Raw genomic sequence first — 15,715 nt, forward strand, 5'->3', positions numbered from 1 at the left:
CAGTGGTATGCTGACTCCATTCGTGATAGTTAATATCACTATCATTTCGGTTATCTAAAGCAGCATTAGACTGTTCTTTAGGTAAAACCTCAGTCCAAGATTCTATAAAGGGAGACTGCTGTGTCTGAAATCAGTCAACTTTCACCAAAAGCGTTATGGCAATTTTTCGATAAAATTTGTTCTATTCCTCACCCATCAAAGTATGAAGAGCAACTAGCACAATACATTGTTAGCTTTGCTCAACAAGAAGGCCTTGATGTTCGTCGCGATAATGTTGGTAACGTAATCATTAAAAAGCCAGCAACGCCAGGAATGGAAGATCGTAAAGGTGTGGTTCTACAAGCACACATCGATATGGTGCCTCAGAAAAATGAAGACACAGCTCACGACTTCTTAGTTGATCCTATCCAACCATATGTAGATGGCGAATGGGTTACTGCTAAAGGTACTACTTTAGGTGCTGATAACGGTATTGGTATGGCAACATGTCTTGCTGTTCTGGCTGCAAAAGATATTGAGCATGGTCCTCTAGAAGTTCTGCTAACTATCGATGAAGAAGCAGGAATGACAGGCGCTTTCGGTCTTGAAGCGGGTTGGTTAGAAGGTGATATTCTTCTTAATACTGACTCCGAGCAAGAAGGTGAAGTTTACATGGGCTGTGCTGGCGGTGTAGACGGTGCGATCACTGTCGAAATTGCTCGTGAAGCTACCCCATCAGAGCTTGTTGGTGCAAAACTTGTTATCAAAGGCTTGAAAGGTGGTCACTCAGGTTGTGATATCCATACTGGTCGCGGTAATGCAAACAAATTGCTTGGTCGCTTCTTATTTGGTCACGCTCAAGAATTAGGTTTGCGTTTAGAAAGCATCACTGGCGGTAGCCTTCGTAACGCTATTCCTCGTGAAGCAAATGCCGTTGTGGCACTACCAGCTGCTAATTTAGATAAACTAAATGAACTGTTTAGTCATTATCAAGATCTGCTAAATGCTGAGTTAGGCCATGTTGAAACTGACATTAACCTATTTATTGAAACTCAAGAGCAACCAGCCCAAATCATGGCTCTTGCAGATCAAAACCGCTTAGTTGCTGTGCTAAATGCATGCCCTAACGGCGTGATCCGTATGAGTGATGACATTCAAGGTGTTGTTGAAACCTCTCTAAACGTAGGTGTTATCACAACGGAAGAGAACAAAGTTACTATTCTTTGTTTGATTCGTTCGCTTATTGACTCAGGTCGTAGCAACGTTGAAGGCATGCTTAAAGCTGTTGCCGAACTGGCTGGTGCAGGCTGTGAGTTTGCAGGAGCTTACCCAGGTTGGAAGCCAGATGCAGACTCTGAAATCATGCATCTATTCCGCGATACTTATAACAATATGTATGGCCGTACACCAAATATCATGGTGATTCATGCAGGCCTTGAATGTGGTCTATTTAAGAAGCCATACCCAACTATGGATATGCTATCTTTCGGTCCAACAATTAAGTTCCCACACTCACCAGATGAAAAAGTTAATATCGAGACTGTTGCCCTATTCTGGGATCAAATGGTTGCGATCTTGAAAAACATCCCAGTTAAACACTGAGTTTCTGGTTAAAGAAAAACGAGCATCGTAAAGGTGCTCGTTTTTTTATATTTAAAGTAACAATAAACTAAAAATCCCAAGCAAGTTGCTGCGCCTTTAGCCCTTGTTCAAGTCCAACACTCAAACCAATTAAACGAATTTCTCGCCCCTGTTGACGCGTCATCGCCTCTTGCAACAATCCAGCAAATTGCTCTTTTGTTAATTTAGGGAATGAATGCTCAACCGTAGTCTGTTGGAAATCAGCAAACTTTACCTTAACACCTTGTTTGGCAATATTAAGCTCAGGTCGTACCCGTTGTAATCGCTGCTCTAATTCAGGATAGAGCTTTTCTACAACTTGCCAACACTCATCATAGGTTGAGATATTATGAGCAAAAGTACGTTCAACACCTACCGACTTTGCTTTACGCTCAACGACCACTTCTCTTGGATCAATACCATGAGCACGATTCCATAGTGATTGACCAAACTTACCAAATTGCTGCATTAACAGTGTACGATCGTAATTTTGAACATCTTTGCCAAGATACAAACCTTTATCATGCAGTTTTTGTAACGTTACCTTCCCCACTCCTGGGATCTTTTCTAACTTAAGCTCTGTCACAAAAGGCAGTATTTGCTCAGGAGTTACCACATATTGCCCATTGGGCTTATTCATATCAGAAGCAATTTTAGCAACAAACTTGATCGGGGCAATACCGGCTGATGCGGTAAGTTGTAACTCACGCTCAATCGTTTGACGGATATCTTGCGCAATCAAAGTTGCAGAGCCACGAAACATCTCACACTCTGTGACATCTAAATAGGCTTCATCAAGTGATAAGGGCTCAATTTTATCGGTATAGCGGCGAAAGATTTCGCGGATCTGCTGCGAGACTTGCTTATAGACCTCCATTCGACCTCTAACCAAAGTCAGATGAGGACACAGTTTTAATGCTTTTCCGGTTGGCATAGCAGAGTGGATACCGTATTGCCGGGCAATGTAATTACACGTACTGACAACGCCACGCTCTGAGCGTCCACCAATCGCCAACGGTACTTGTTGCAATTCAGGGTCATCTCTCATTTCTACAGCTGCATAAAAGCAATCCATATCAACATGGATGATTTTACGAACGGGTTCTGTTTGAGGAGAAATTAGAGACATAGAAAGCACTGTTTATTCATACAGCACTATTATAGCGGGAAATGGGGAAAAAGGTCTAGGGTCTAGGGTCTAGGGTCTAGGGTCTAGGGTCTAGGGTCTAGGAATGTGTTGACTAAGCCTAACGATATATCAAGCTTTTCACTCCTAAACCCTATCCTAAATTTTTCTAAGCTCTAGCTTCTAGAAACTTAAATCATTTAAATAATCTGATTCTTCTTCCACTCAGCCTGACGTGCTGCACGAGCTTCACGTTTTTTGCGTGCATCACACGGTTCAGGACAATCACACTCTTTATCGATGCCCACTGAACCTAAGCCACCACAGCTACCGCTTACGGTTTTACGCTGGAAGATGTACCCTACGGCCATTGCAACAATAACCAATAGGAAAACAGCAAATGTTGTAAGATATACAGCCATGACTACCTCTATCTACTAATTTTTCTTAACGACGTACTGTGCAAACGTATCAGAAGCGTATTCTTTAAAGCCATCTTTAGTTTTCACAATAAGCATTACAGGAAGTTGTTCTTTGTTTGCTAACGCAATTGATTCGTGCTCACCCATAACAGAGAATGTCGTAGCATAAGCGTCTGCCGTCATGCTGTTTGGGCTGATCACAGTAACAGAAACCACATGGTTCGCAATAGGTTTACCGGTACGAGGGTTGATTAAATGAGAATAACGAACCCCATCTTGTTCAAAGTAATTACGGTAGTCACCTGACGTTGCAATGCCGTTATCACCAACTTGGATAATATCTTGAACCGCACGTTCATTACTAATCGGTTTTTCAATCGCAATACGCCAAGGGACATTATTTACGTTTGCCCCTTTAACTCGGATCTCACCACCGACATCAACCATATAGTCTTTAATATTTAAACTTGCTAGATATTCCGCGATAACATCAACACCATATCCTTTCGCAATCGATGAAAGATCCACATAAAGGCCAGGGATATCTTTAATCAGCTTATTATCGTCAGTAACCGATAGGTGATGGTAACCCACTTCAGCTTGACGAGAAGCTAACTCTTGTTCAGTTGGCATTTTCTCTGGACGCGCTTCAGGACCAAAACTCCACAAATTAACCAAAGGTCCAACCGTGACATCATAAGCACCATTAGACAACTGAGAAATACGCAGAGCTTCACGAATGACTTTTGCTGTTGCCGCTGAAACTGGGAATGGCTCACTGCTTTGATGCTGATTAAATCGACTCAGTTCAGAACTAGGACGATATGTCGACATCTGATCATTGACTAACTCAAGTTTACGATCAATTTCAGCCTTAATGGTTGCTGGTGTTGGTAAATCGGGTTGAGAAATATACTTAATCGAGTAATAAGTTCCCATTGTCGTGCCATCTAAATGCACTTGCTCGCGCTGGTCCCCACACGCTGTTAAAAATAGACTGACAGCCAAAATAGCGGTCAATCGAACCCAGAGTTGTTTCATTATGACTCCTAACTTCTAAATCATTTTTAATTATGATTAGTAAGTGCCTGCTTACACTATATACATAGATATATAAATAGATATTTGATAATAACCATAATGAAAGATGATTTAGTTGCTCATCATTTCACATAAAGACTTACTGTTTTAAAGGGCTTTATAACGCCATGACGAAAAAAGGCTGACCACTCTCATGGTCAGCCATTTCATTAGTGCGTTATAGGCTTATTAGCCACCGAAATCATCAAGAAGAATGTTTTCGTCTTCAACACCAAGATCTTTTAGCATGCCGATAACAGCAGCGTTCATCATTGGTGGACCACACATGTAGTATTCACAGTCTTCTGGAGCTTCGTGATCACGTAAGTAGTTCTCATAAAGAACGTTGTGAATAAAGCCAGTGTAACCATCCCAGTTATCTTCTGGTAATGGATCAGACAGTGCACAATGCCATACAAAGTTATCATTCTCAGCTGCTAGCTGATCGAAATCTTCTACGTAGAACATTTCACGCTTAGAACGTGCACCGTACCAGTAAGACATCTTACGCTTAGTGTGTAGACGCTTAAGCTGGTCAAAGATATGTGAACGCATTGGCGCCATACCAGCACCACCACCAATAAATACCATTTCGTTGTCAGTTTCTTTCGCGAAGAACTCACCGAATGGACCTGAAATCACACACTTATCACCTTCTTTAAGCGACCAAATGAATGATGACATTTGACCCGGTGGTACGTCTGGATTGTTAGGTGGCGGAGTTGCGATACGTACGTTAAGCAAGATAATACCGTGCTCTTCTGGGTAGTTCGCCATTGAGTATGCACGAATGATAGGCTCATTCACGATTGACTCGTAGCGGAACAAGTTAAACTTATCCCAGTCTTCACGGTACTCTTCAGGTACATCGAACTCAGAGTACTTAACATGGTGAGCAGGTGCTTCGATCTGAATGTAACCACCAGCACGGAATGGTACTGATTCGCCATCTGGAATCTGAAGCTTAAGCTCTTTGATGAAGGTTGCTTGGTTATCGTTAGAAATAACCGTACATTCCCACTTCTTAACACCGAAGATCTCTTCTGGAAGTTCGATGTCCATATCTGATTTCACGTTTACCTGACAAGCTAGACGCTCACCTTCACGTGCTTCACCTTTTGTGATGTGGTCAAGCTCAGTAGGTAGAATATCACCACCACCTGCTTTTACTTTCACGCGGCACTGACCACATGAACCACCACCACCACAAGCTGATGATACGAAGATACCGTTTGCCGCTAGTGCGCCAAGCAGTTTGCCACCCGCAGCGGTTTTAATCGCTTTTTCTGGGTCGCCATTTACAGAGATAGTAATGTCACCTGATGGTACTAGCTTAGATTTAGCGAATAGAATCACTAAAACTAGAGCCAGGATAATCAAGGTAAACATAACTACGCCAATAATAATATCCATTGACTATTCCTTACTTATCCTGATTACAGCTGTACGCCAGAGAAAGACATAAAGCCTAACGCCATTAGACCTACAGTGATAAAGGTAATACCTAGACCACGAAGACCTGGAGGCACGTCTGAGTACTTCATCTTCTCACGGATACCCGCAAGAGCAACGATTGCCAACATCCAACCGATACCAGAACCTAAACCGTATACGATAGATTCTGTAAAGTTGTAGTCACGCTGAACCATGAAAGATACACCACCAAAGATCGCACAGTTAACTGTGATTAGCGGAAGGAAAATACCTAGCGCGTTGTATAGTGGTGGGAAGAAACGGTCAAGAACCATTTCTAGGATCTGAACTAGTGCAGCAATTACACCGATAAAGGTGATGAAGTTCAGGAAGCTTAGATCAACACCTTGAACTAATGCGCCATCTTTTAGCAAGTAAGTGTAAACAAGGTTGTTCACAGGTACAGCGATAGTCAGTACTACAGTTACTGCAATACCAAGACCAAAAGATGTTTTTACTTTCTTAGATACCGCTAGGAATGTACACATACCTAGGAAGAAAGAAAGTGCCATGTTCTCGATGAAGATCGAACGAACTAATAGACTAATATAGTGTTCCATGTTCCCCTTACTCCTTCGCTTCTACTTGTTCTGGACGGAAAGTACGAATAATCCAGATCATGAAACCGATTAGGAAGAAAGCAGACGGAGCCAACAGCATCATACCGTTTGGCTGGTACCAACCACCATCAGAAACAAGTGGTAGAACCTGAACACCGAATAGCTTACCTGAACCTAGTAGTTCACGGAAGAATGCTACTGTGATAAGTACAAAACCGTAACCAAGACCATTACCGATACCATCGATGAATGATGGTAGTGGTGCAGATTTCATTGCGTATGCTTCAGCACGACCCATTACAATACAGTTTGTAATGATCAAGCCTACGAATACAGATAGCTGCTTAGAGATATCGTATAGATATGCTTTTAGTACCTGGTCAACCACGATTACTAGAGATGCGATGATCGCCATCTGAGCAATGATACGCACACTGTTAGGAATCTGGTTACGAACTAGAGATACGAATAAGTTAGAAAATGCAGTTACCGCAGTTACTGCTAGCGTCATAACAACCGCTGTTTCTAGTTTCGTCGTTACCGCAAGCGCAGAACAAACACCAAGGATCTGTAATGCAATTGGGTTATTGGCGATAAAAGGTCCAAATAGGATCTTTTTCATTTCTTTAGTATCAGCCATTGTTCAATTCCCCGTTACGAACCTTAGCTAGGAACGGACCAAAGCCTTGAGAGCCTAGCCAGAAGTCGAAGGTATGCTGTACACCATTACTTGTTAGTGTTGCACCAGAAAGACCGTCAACATCGTGCTCGCTTCCTGGCTGAGCGCCACCTTTAACAATACGAATCGCAGGTTTGAAATTCATATCGTACAGTTTCTTACCAACGAACTGAGAACGCCATTTGAAGTTCTCAACCTCACCACCAAGTCCCGGAGTTTCCGCTTGGTCGTAGTAAGTGATGCCGTCAATAGTGTTACCGTCAGTTGCCACAGCAACAAACGCGTACATCATTGACCATAGACCATTACCGTGTACAGGAAGAATCACTTTAGTAATTTTACCTGCTGCGTCTTTCACTAAGTAAACCTTAGCGATGTCTGCACGACGAATGATTTTAGCAAAGTCTTGTTCTGGAGAAAGCTTGATAGATTGCTTAGGATCTTTAGCAGCTGCACGTTGATTGTACTGATCTGCTGTTTGGCCTTCTTCAGATTTAGCTACGAACTCACCAGTTTTGATGTTAACAAGCTTAGGAACGATAAATTCGTTGTAAGTTTCTTTAACATTGGTGTTGTCTTTTAGCAGACCGGCAACAGACAGAATGTTACGTTGAACATCCAGAACTGCGTTGTCTTGCTGCTTAGAACGTAGTGATACCGCTGCTGTTGATACTACGATTGAACACACAAGGCTCAATGCGACAACAAAAATCAGCGTTCTAGAGAAGCTATCCTTATTACTTGCCATGACGAGCTAGTCTCCGTTTGATGTTGCGTTGAACAACTAGGTTGTCAAATAGCGGTGCGAACAGGTTAGCAAATAGAATTGCTAGCATCATACCTTCTGGGTATGCAGGGTTCACAACACGTACCATCACAGCCATTGCACCGATAAGTGCGCCGTACCACCATTTACCTTTATTAGTAAATGCTGCAGATACTGGGTCAGTTGCCATGAACATCATACCGAATGCAAAACCACCTAGAACTAGGTGCCAGTGCCAAGGCATGCTGAACATAGGGTTAGTATCAGAACCGATGATGTTGAACAGTGTCGCAGTTACGATCATACCGATCATTGTACCTGCGATGATGCGCCATGAAGCAATGCCCATAGCTACAATCATTGCGCCACCGATAAGAATGAACAGAGTCGATACTTCACCGATAGAACCTGGGATATGACCAACAAACGCGTCCATCCAAGAGATTGTGTGACCAGTTACTGTATTAACAACGCCAGCTTGACCACCTTGAGCCCATTGACTTAGCGGAGTCGCGCCAGAGAAACCATCTGCCGCAGTCCATACTAGATCACCAGAGATCTGAGCTGGGTATGCGAAGAATAGAAACGCACGACCTGCAAGAGCAGGGTTAAGGAAGTTACGACCTGTACCACCAAAGATCTCTTTTGCTACAACAACACCAAATGTGATACCTAGTGCTGCTTGCCATAGAGGAAGTGTAGGTGGAACGATCAATGCAAACAGGATAGAAGTTACAAAGAAACCTTCGTTAACTTCGTGCTTACGAACCATACAGAACAGCACTTCCCAGAAGCCACCTACAGCAAATACTACTGCGTAGATAGGTAGGAAGTATGTCGCACCAAGTAGCATTTTGCTACCCCAGCCAGCATCAACTGACATAGTGCCACCTAGCATCTGGGTAAACCAGTAATGCCAGTCGCCTGCAATAATCGCTGCTAGTTTATCACCAGCATACATGTGGTTTAGTGCAGTGATCGCTTGATCACCTACGTTGTACATACCCCAGAACATCGCCGGGAATACCGCAAACCAAACCATGATCATGATACGCTTCAGATCGATGCTATCACGAACGTGAGCACTTGAACGCGTCACTGTACCTGGAGTGTACATAAGAGTTGCGAATGCTTCATATAGAGCAAACCAACGCTCATGCTTACCACCTGGTTCAAAGTGGTGTTCAATGCTTTCTAGGAAATTCTTGAAACCCATGAATTACCCTTCCTTCTCGATTTTGTCCAAGCAGTTACGTAGCAGTGGACCAAACTCATACTTACCTGGGCAAACAAACGTACATAGTGCTAGATCTTCTTCGTCTAACTCTAGTGCGCCTAGTAATTGTGCACTATCGCTGTCGCCAGCACATAGGTCACGAAGCAGTAACGTTGGCTCGATATCCAATGGCATTACTTTTTCGTAGTTACCGATTGGCACCATAGCACGCTCACTACCATTCGTAGTCGTTGTCATATTGAACAACTGACCTTTGAAGAATTGGCTTAAGAATGTGCGAGTTACAGAGAACTTATTTTTACCTGGAACAATCCAGCCTAAAAACTCTTTCTCATAACCTTCACGAAGAGCCGAAACCTGTAGGTGGTAACGACCTAAGAATGCATGAGGACCTTCTGCCTTCACACCATTTAGTACCGAGCCAGATAGAACGCGCAGTTCACCAGGCATTAGTTCAGAATCAGTTAGTTGCTCAATTGAAGCACCGATCTGAGTACGTACTAAACGTGGCTTGTTTACTGCAGGGCCTGCAATAGCAACAACGCGATCAGTAAATAGCTCACCTGTAAGGAAAAGCTTACCGAACGCAATCACGTCTTGATAGTTGATGTACCAAGCAATGTTGTTTACATCAGCACCAAATAGCGTGTGAATGTGAGTACCAGGTAGACCTGCTGGGTGTGGACCCGCAAATACATGCTCTTCAACGTTAGCTTGAGTACAACGAGGAAGGCTTGCACCTGATTTACAAACATGTACTTTATCGCCAGTTAGACGAGATAGAACAGTCAAACCAGCAACAAACGCATCCGCTTGCTCTTGGATAATCATTTCAGGGTTAGCAGCTAGAGGATTAGTATCCATTGCAGTAACAAAGATAGCCTTTGTTTCTGAATCAATTGCTGGAACCTTGCTGAAAGGACGAGTACGAAGCGCAGTCCATAGACCAGACTCTACTAGTTGATCAACAATCGCAGAACGATCAAGTTGAGCTAGTTGATCCGCTTCATAACGGTTGAACGTGATTTGCTCATCGCCTTCAACTTCAATCACAACTGATTGAAGAACGCGCTTTGCACCACGATTGATTTCTGCAACCTTGCCAGCAGCTGGAGCTGTAAATTTCACGCCCGGATTCTTCTTATCTTCAAAAAGAACCTGACCTTTTTTTACAACATCCCCTACGCGAGTGTGCATCGTCGGACGCATACCCACGTATTCTTCGCCAAGCAAGGCGACTTTGTTGATGGCATGGCCATCGCTAATCGCCTGGGTAGGAGCTCCTGAAATAGGAAGGTCCAGACCCTTTTTTATTGTAATCATACGCACTTGCACTACATTAACGGGAAAAAGAATTTTCTATTGCGCAATTAAGACACGACTTTCCTTGGTCCGATGTTGACGACTTCATTGCCAACAACGCAACATCCTATTAACTTAACAATCACATTTAGAGTGTGTAAGTAATTTTTGAGCCCGCGATTCTAGCACTAAATGACAGGATTTTTCTATGCTAATCGGTCTTAATCGAGTCGAAAACTAGCGAACATTTAAACACAAGGGAAATCTTTAGCCATAAATTTGACATAACGCACAAATGTGAAAATATTACGTTTTAATAATTTCATTTCACTTAAATCAAGCTATTAACAAAATCAACTAAAACAATAAACATTTACAACAAGTGAATAATAACCACATCGTATTAATTGTTTTTATTTTGTCTCTTATTGTTAATAACAATTCACAATTGCGACTTTGTCTATTTATGCTGAAATCTCAGCTGTGTATTAATTAACCAATGATATAGGTATTAAGTAGAAAAAAGAATGGAGCTTGCCAAGGAATCCAGATAAAAAAAGCCATGACCTGCACAGCTTTTAGAAAAAAATCACGATTTTGAGCAAATCTCATGATAAATGCATCATTTTACCTACCCTAAATGAAAACCGCCTCGGCAATTAGGTGACTGAGGAGCCTCTTGCTGCTGTCGCCACTCATCAGGAGTATAAGTATGAATTGCTAATGCATGAATATGGTTAGCCAGTTCATCGGCTAAAATGCTATTTATTGCACGATGACGACCAAGCAGTCTTTGCCCTTCAAATAGCGCACTGACAACAACAACCTTAAAATGGCTCTCAGACCCCTCAGGAACATGATGCATGTAACTCTCATTAATAACCTCTAAATGGGTAGGAGAAAATGCCTGCTGCAGTTTATTTTCAATCTGAGTTTTAATCATTTTACTTCTCTTTTTGCTGATAGTTTTTGTTATGGTGAGACTTTACTTTGCACAAGCGGCATGTTCTGCGAAAATACGCAGCAGATTGTTAACATACCTAAAAGCTATTGCGAATGAAACTTGAGCTCTCTTTGCACGATCGCACCTTATTATTGGGTCGCTATCCTGCTCGTAAAAACGAAACTCTGCAAGCATGGGATGCCGCGGATGAGTATCTAATAAATCATATTCAGGATCTAATTCTAGACCCCGAACGTCCGATACTAATACTCAACGACAGTTTCGGTGCACTTAGCTGTTGGTTTGCTGATAAAGCTCCAGTTATTAGTATGACGGACTCTTTTGTGGCTAAACAAGGCCATTTAGAGAATCTCGCAGCAAATACTCTGCCGCCAGTAACCCTACTCTCTTGCTTAGATGAACTGCCTCACAACCCACAATTAGTTTTAGTAAAATTACCAAAGAGTACGCGTTTACTTCGTTGGCAATTACAGCAACTATGCCAGGCACTACCACAAGATTGCCAAGTAATTACGGCAGGTAAAGCGAAAGATATTCACTCTTCAACACTGAAGATGTTTGAAAAATACCTTGGTGAAACAAAAACGTCTTTAGCGATCAAAAAATCACGTCTTATTTTTACCCAAGTCAATAAAGCCTTAATTCAAGCTTTGCCTGAACCTGTAACCTGGACAGTGCCTGAACATCAATTGACCATCAGCAATCATGCCAATGTCTTTTCAGGTGAGAGCTTAGATATCGGAGGTCGATTCTTACTGGATCACATTCCACTAAATGAAAAATATAAAGATATTATTGATTTAGGTTGTGGTAATGGCGTAATTGGTATTAAAGCCGCGCAATTAAATCCACAAGCAAAGGTCATTTGTGTTGATGAAAGTTTTATGGCCGGCGCCTCTTGTCGCGAAAACGCAGATCATAACCTGACCAATCCAGAGCAATTAACGGTTAAGGTCGGGAACTGCTTAGATGATTTTCCTTTTGATAGTGCCGATTTGGTACTTTGTAATCCTCCATTTCATCAGCAGAATGCGATTACCGATCACATCGCATGGCAGATGTTCTGTGACGGACATAAAGTTCTCCGACATAAGGGACAGATGATTGTTATTGGTAATCGTCAACTTCCTTACTACGATAAGTTAAAGCGTGTCTTTGGCAAGGTTTCCGTGATTGCTCAAAATAAGAAATTTGTGATTTATCAAGCAGAAAAGTAATCCAATTTAACTGGAGTCCTCACCCTTATGAGTACAATAAAAACAAGCTTTCTTGCATTAGTAACCTTGCTGTTATCTGCATGTGCGAGCCAACCAACAGCTCTGCCCACCATACCATTAACACCAACATTGACCCTGACTCATCAGTCATTGAATGTGTCAGAGCCAATGCAACTGCAAGTGAATGATCTTCGTCAATTGAAGTACATTGCTATTGTAGATTCTGGCCGTAATAATGTTGATGCTTATCAAAGCCGTCAGCCATTAACGGAAGTATTCCATCGAGCTCTGAGTCAACAACTGCAATCGCAAGGGGTTAAACTGGTAAGCCAGAACTCAAATAAAATGACCATAGCCATTCAAACGGCACAAGTGAACGTTGACCAAAGTTTAGTTAAATATCAAATGAACACCGCCCTGCAACTTTCGCTAACGGTCACGACCAGCCATGGTAAATTTGTGAAACAATACTCAGGTAAAGCGAGTAAAGAAGCGCCGTTAGAAGCCAGCTTAGAAGATATGCAGCAGAGTATGGACAAACTGATCAGCTCTGTTTTACACGATATCGCCACGGACGCTGAACTAAATCAATATCTCAAGGAGAATTTATAATGAAACGTTTTTTCATTGCATTGTGTTTAATGATCGCACTACCTGTTAGTGCGGCAACTAAAGTGCTTGTAACCACTAACTTAGGTAACTTCACCATTGAATTAAATGAACAAAAAGCGCCTATCTCAAGTGCTAACTTCCTCAAATATGTCAAAGATGGCAGTTATGTAGGTACTATTTTTCATCGCGTGATCCCTGGTTTTATGGCTCAAGGTGGCGGATTTGATGAAAATATGAAGCAAAGACCAAGCTATGCCGCCATTATTAATGAAGCAACAAACGGCTTAAAAAATGACACCGCAACTGTTGCTATGGCGCGTACTTCAAATCCAAATTCAGCGACTCGCCAATTTTATATCAACTATGCAAACAATGATTTCTTGAATGCATCGGCCAATAATCCGGGCTACGCTGTATTTGGTAAGGTTGTTGATGGTTTCTCTGTTGTGAAAAAAATGGCTGAGATCCCGACCACAACTATTCCAACTATGGGTATGAAAGATGTCCCACAACAGCCTATAGTTATTAAAGCAATGAAAGTTATTCAATAAGTGAAATAGCACCACCTTAGTTATTTCACAAGAGGTGGTGCTTATGTTGAAACTCATTTCATCCAATCAATCAGCAGATACAGATATCGACCATTTTGTCTCAGATCATGCACCAGCCTTAGCACTAACCGCTTTAGGTGTTATTCAAGGTAAAATTGATTATCAAGCTTTAGAAAATATCTGTACTGAGCAATTACAAGATTGGTGGCAACTTAATGTGCTATCAAATGAACCCAATAGTGATTATGAATCTGCCTATTGGAATCTAATGTATACATTAGAAAGATCTGAAGACTACCAGTTGTTAGGACATAAATTTACCCAACATCAAGTCAAACACTACGCCCATTATCTATTAGGCTTAGAAGATTACGTCACTAAGCTCCCTGCCATCAGACCTTAATCGCTACACAGTTTGACAATGGATTAGCACAACTCTAAGAATCTTTTTTTATAATCTTTGTCTATGTACTTATAGTCAAACCACAACCAAATCTTTGCAGCACCATTTGCTGCACGGGGAATGTATGGATCAAATATCACAGATAAATAAAGACCAAGGTTGGCGTGTTTATCTCAATCCCAAAGCATTAATTATGTTGGCATTGGGATTTTCATCGGGACTCCCTATCCTATTAGTTTTTGGGACCTTATCCTTTTGGCTGCGCGAAGCTGATGTCAGTCGAACGAGTATCGGTTTCTTTAGTTGGGTTGCTCTAGCTTACGGCTTTAAATGGATCTGGTCACCGCTTATAGACCGCTTCCCAGTACCATTATTTTGTCATTTACTCGGTCGTCGTCGCGGTTGGATGCTCTTTAGTCAGCTACTTATTGTGCTCTCGCTTTGTGGTATGGCATTGAGTAATCCACAAACAGACTTGGCACAATTAGCCATTTTTGCCGTCATTGTTGCCTTTGCTTCTGCCTCCCAAGATATTGTTATTGATGCCTACCGTATTGAATTGGCAACAGAGCGTCTTCAAGCGGCTCTTGCTGCTACCTATATGACTGGTTATCGTCTTGCTATGATTATGGCGGGAGCTGGTGCGCTCGCTTTTGCAGCTTGGTTTGGTAGTGATAGTGGTTACAATGCCCATGGCTGGCAAATCGCCTATTTTATCATGGCAGGTTTCATGTTAGTGGGGATCATCACCACTCTTTGCATTCACGAGCCAACTCTCGATACTCAAGCCATTGCTAAAATTGAAGATGAATATTTTATCTCGTTAAAACAACGCGGATATAGCCATAAAACGGCAAAATTAGGTGCTTGGTTCTACACCGCAGCCGTTATGCCATTTAAAGATTTCTTCAGTCGCTATGGTACCAGTGCAATTACCATCTTATTACTTATCAGCTGTTATCGAATATCTGATGTGGTTATGGGTGTGATGTCGAACGCTTTCTACGTAGATATGGGCTTTACTAAAACAGAAGTAGCCTCGGTATCGAAAGTGTTTGGGGTCATTATGACGTTAGTTGGCGCAGGACTCGGGGGTATTTTAGTCAGTAAATTTGGCACACTCCGCATTCTTGCTTTAGGCGCCCTTTTATCTGCCATTACTAACCTCCTGTTTATGGTCTTTACCTACATGGGTAACAACCTTGAAATGCTAACTTTGGTTATTTCAGCCGATAATTTAGGTGCAGGTATTGCAACAGCCGCTTTTGTTACTTTTATGTCGAGCTTAACCAATGTTGCCTTCTCTGCAACTCAGTATGCACTGTTTAGCTCAATCATGATGCTATTTCCGAAGTTTATAGCAGGCTTTTCTGGCATCTATGTTGACCATTTTGGCTACAATATTTTCTTCTTAACCACAGCTTTAATCGGTATTCCCGTCTTAGTGTTAATCAAAGTGTTGTCTAATAAAAACTATCACCAACCCAAGACTCATTCAGCTCAAGAATAACCCAGTCTTATTGGTTGATAATCGAAGAGGAGGAAATCTGTTGAACAGAAATAACCCTCCTCTTTTTTTATGACTTTTATTGCTAAAAAATCGTATTTTTTCTCGCGCGAGACTAACAATTTCTAATTAAGTTCAGAAAAATCGTTCACAAAGTGCAAAAAATAACACTTTAGATCACATTTAACGCCTCAATGAAATCGATTACATTAGATCA

The 15,715-nt window shown here is 41.9% G+C and carries 16 protein-coding genes; 6 read left to right on the plus strand and 10 right to left on the minus strand.

The annotated features are described in order from the left end of the window. Positions 1 to 120: 120 nt before the first annotated feature. The gene (locus CTN07_RS02265) at positions 121 to 1,581 is read left to right on the plus strand and encodes an aminoacyl-histidine dipeptidase (RefSeq protein WP_005300607.1); all 1,461 of its coding nucleotides are present in this window, start codon (positions 121 to 123) and stop codon (positions 1,579 to 1,581) included. A 67-nt stretch (positions 1,582 to 1,648) separates the two neighbouring features. On the opposite strand, the gene dinB is transcribed toward CTN07_RS02265, so the two are convergent. The 10 genes from dinB to bolA form a co-directional block, all read right to left on the minus strand. Beyond that, complete coding sequence (gene dinB, locus CTN07_RS02270) at positions 1,649 to 2,728, minus strand: DNA polymerase IV (RefSeq protein WP_005300611.1); 1,080 nt, start codon at positions 2,726 to 2,728, stop codon at positions 1,649 to 1,651. Between the two features lie 197 nt (positions 2,729 to 2,925). Next, positions 2,926 to 3,147, minus strand: a complete 222-nt coding sequence (nqrM, locus tag CTN07_RS02275; protein ID WP_005300614.1) for a (Na+)-NQR maturation NqrM — start codon at positions 3,145 to 3,147, stop codon at positions 2,926 to 2,928. 15 nt (positions 3,148 to 3,162) lie between these two features. Next, positions 3,163 to 4,188 (minus strand): FAD:protein FMN transferase, encoded by a 1,026-nt coding sequence (locus CTN07_RS02280; protein WP_005300617.1) that lies wholly within the window; start codon positions 4,186 to 4,188, stop codon positions 3,163 to 3,165. A 228-nt stretch (positions 4,189 to 4,416) separates the two neighbouring features. Next, positions 4,417 to 5,640 (minus strand): NADH:ubiquinone reductase (Na(+)-transporting) subunit F, encoded by a 1,224-nt coding sequence (gene nqrF, locus CTN07_RS02285; RefSeq protein ID WP_005300620.1) that lies wholly within the window; start codon positions 5,638 to 5,640, stop codon positions 4,417 to 4,419. Positions 5,641 to 5,663: 23 nt separating this feature from the next. After that, positions 5,664 to 6,260: an NADH:ubiquinone reductase (Na(+)-transporting) subunit E gene (nqrE, locus tag CTN07_RS02290; protein ID WP_005300623.1), complete on the minus strand. Its 597-nt coding sequence runs from the start codon at positions 6,258 to 6,260 to the stop codon at positions 5,664 to 5,666. A 7-nt stretch (positions 6,261 to 6,267) separates the two neighbouring features. Then, positions 6,268 to 6,900, minus strand: a complete 633-nt coding sequence (locus tag CTN07_RS02295) for an NADH:ubiquinone reductase (Na(+)-transporting) subunit D (RefSeq protein WP_005300626.1) — start codon at positions 6,898 to 6,900, stop codon at positions 6,268 to 6,270. Continuing rightward, complete coding sequence (locus tag CTN07_RS02300) at positions 6,893 to 7,687, minus strand: Na(+)-translocating NADH-quinone reductase subunit C (RefSeq protein ID WP_036764282.1); 795 nt, start codon at positions 7,685 to 7,687, stop codon at positions 6,893 to 6,895. The genes CTN07_RS02295 and CTN07_RS02300 overlap by 8 nt, the downstream gene beginning before the upstream one ends. Then, entirely contained in the window at positions 7,677 to 8,921 is a 1,245-nt protein-coding gene (locus tag CTN07_RS02305; RefSeq protein WP_005300633.1) for an NADH:ubiquinone reductase (Na(+)-transporting) subunit B, read from the minus strand. The genes CTN07_RS02300 and CTN07_RS02305 overlap by 11 nt, the downstream gene beginning before the upstream one ends. A gap of 3 nt (positions 8,922 to 8,924) precedes the next feature. After that, positions 8,925 to 10,265: a Na(+)-translocating NADH-quinone reductase subunit A gene (locus tag CTN07_RS02310; RefSeq protein ID WP_036764284.1), complete on the minus strand. Its 1,341-nt coding sequence runs from the start codon at positions 10,263 to 10,265 to the stop codon at positions 8,925 to 8,927. A gap of 610 nt (positions 10,266 to 10,875) precedes the next feature. Then, positions 10,876 to 11,187: a transcriptional regulator BolA gene (bolA, locus tag CTN07_RS02315; protein WP_036764286.1), complete on the minus strand. Its 312-nt coding sequence runs from the start codon at positions 11,185 to 11,187 to the stop codon at positions 10,876 to 10,878. A 113-nt stretch (positions 11,188 to 11,300) separates the two neighbouring features. Here bolA and CTN07_RS02320 point away from each other — a divergent pair, with 113 nt between their 5' ends. The 5 genes from CTN07_RS02320 to CTN07_RS02340 all read left to right on the plus strand — a co-directional run bounded on the left by CTN07_RS02320 (position 11,301) and on the right by CTN07_RS02340 (position 15,501). Then, complete coding sequence (locus CTN07_RS02320; protein ID WP_005300639.1) at positions 11,301 to 12,425, plus strand: methyltransferase; 1,125 nt, start codon at positions 11,301 to 11,303, stop codon at positions 12,423 to 12,425. Between the two features lie 27 nt (positions 12,426 to 12,452). Continuing rightward, positions 12,453 to 13,037 (plus strand): YajG family lipoprotein, encoded by a 585-nt coding sequence (locus CTN07_RS02325; protein WP_005300641.1) that lies wholly within the window; start codon positions 12,453 to 12,455, stop codon positions 13,035 to 13,037. Further along, a complete protein-coding gene (locus tag CTN07_RS02330) occupies positions 13,037 to 13,588 on the plus strand; it encodes a peptidylprolyl isomerase (protein WP_005300644.1) in 552 nt (183 codons plus the stop codon). The genes CTN07_RS02325 and CTN07_RS02330 overlap by 1 nt, the downstream gene beginning before the upstream one ends. A gap of 43 nt (positions 13,589 to 13,631) precedes the next feature. Next, positions 13,632 to 13,991, plus strand: a complete 360-nt coding sequence (locus CTN07_RS02335; protein ID WP_036764288.1) for a hypothetical protein — start codon at positions 13,632 to 13,634, stop codon at positions 13,989 to 13,991. Between the two features lie 124 nt (positions 13,992 to 14,115). Beyond that, complete coding sequence (locus tag CTN07_RS02340) at positions 14,116 to 15,501, plus strand: AmpG family muropeptide MFS transporter (RefSeq protein ID WP_005300647.1); 1,386 nt, start codon at positions 14,116 to 14,118, stop codon at positions 15,499 to 15,501. The last annotated feature ends 214 nt before the right edge of the window (positions 15,502 to 15,715 follow it).

The sequence above is a fragment of the Photobacterium damselae genome, assembly GCF_003026815.1.
Lineage (GTDB): Bacteria > Pseudomonadota > Gammaproteobacteria > Enterobacterales > Vibrionaceae > Photobacterium > Photobacterium damselae.

Bases quoted from the DNA above. Each gene is read 5' to 3' on its own strand.
- dinB (WP_005300611.1), bottom strand. From the start codon at position 2,728: ATGTCTCTAATTTCTCCTCAAACAGAACCCGTTCGTAAAATCATCCAT.
- nqrM (WP_005300614.1), bottom strand. From the start codon at position 3,147: ATGGCTGTATATCTTACAACATTTGCTGTTTTCCTATTGGTTATTGTT.
- CTN07_RS02280 (WP_005300617.1), bottom strand. From the start codon at position 4,188: ATGAAACAACTCTGGGTTCGATTGACCGCTATTTTGGCTGTCAGTCTA.
- nqrF (WP_005300620.1), bottom strand. From the start codon at position 5,640: ATGGATATTATTATTGGCGTAGTTATGTTTACCTTGATTATCCTGGCT.
- nqrE (WP_005300623.1), bottom strand. From the start codon at position 6,260: ATGGAACACTATATTAGTCTATTAGTTCGTTCGATCTTCATCGAGAAC.
- CTN07_RS02295 (WP_005300626.1), bottom strand. From the start codon at position 6,900: ATGGCTGATACTAAAGAAATGAAAAAGATCCTATTTGGACCTTTTATC.
- CTN07_RS02300 (WP_036764282.1), bottom strand. From the start codon at position 7,687: ATGGCAAGTAATAAGGATAGCTTCTCTAGAACGCTGATTTTTGTTGTC.
- CTN07_RS02305 (WP_005300633.1), bottom strand. From the start codon at position 8,921: ATGGGTTTCAAGAATTTCCTAGAAAGCATTGAACACCACTTTGAACCA.
- CTN07_RS02310 (WP_036764284.1), bottom strand. From the start codon at position 10,265: ATGATTACAATAAAAAAGGGTCTGGACCTTCCTATTTCAGGAGCTCCT.
- bolA (WP_036764286.1), bottom strand. From the start codon at position 11,187: ATGATTAAAACTCAGATTGAAAATAAACTGCAGCAGGCATTTTCTCCT.
- CTN07_RS02320 (WP_005300639.1), top strand. From the start codon at position 11,301: ATGAAACTTGAGCTCTCTTTGCACGATCGCACCTTATTATTGGGTCGC.
- CTN07_RS02325 (WP_005300641.1), top strand. From the start codon at position 12,453: ATGAGTACAATAAAAACAAGCTTTCTTGCATTAGTAACCTTGCTGTTA.
- CTN07_RS02330 (WP_005300644.1), top strand. From the start codon at position 13,037: ATGAAACGTTTTTTCATTGCATTGTGTTTAATGATCGCACTACCTGTT.
- CTN07_RS02335 (WP_036764288.1), top strand. From the start codon at position 13,632: ATGTTGAAACTCATTTCATCCAATCAATCAGCAGATACAGATATCGAC.
- CTN07_RS02340 (WP_005300647.1), top strand. From the start codon at position 14,116: ATGGATCAAATATCACAGATAAATAAAGACCAAGGTTGGCGTGTTTAT.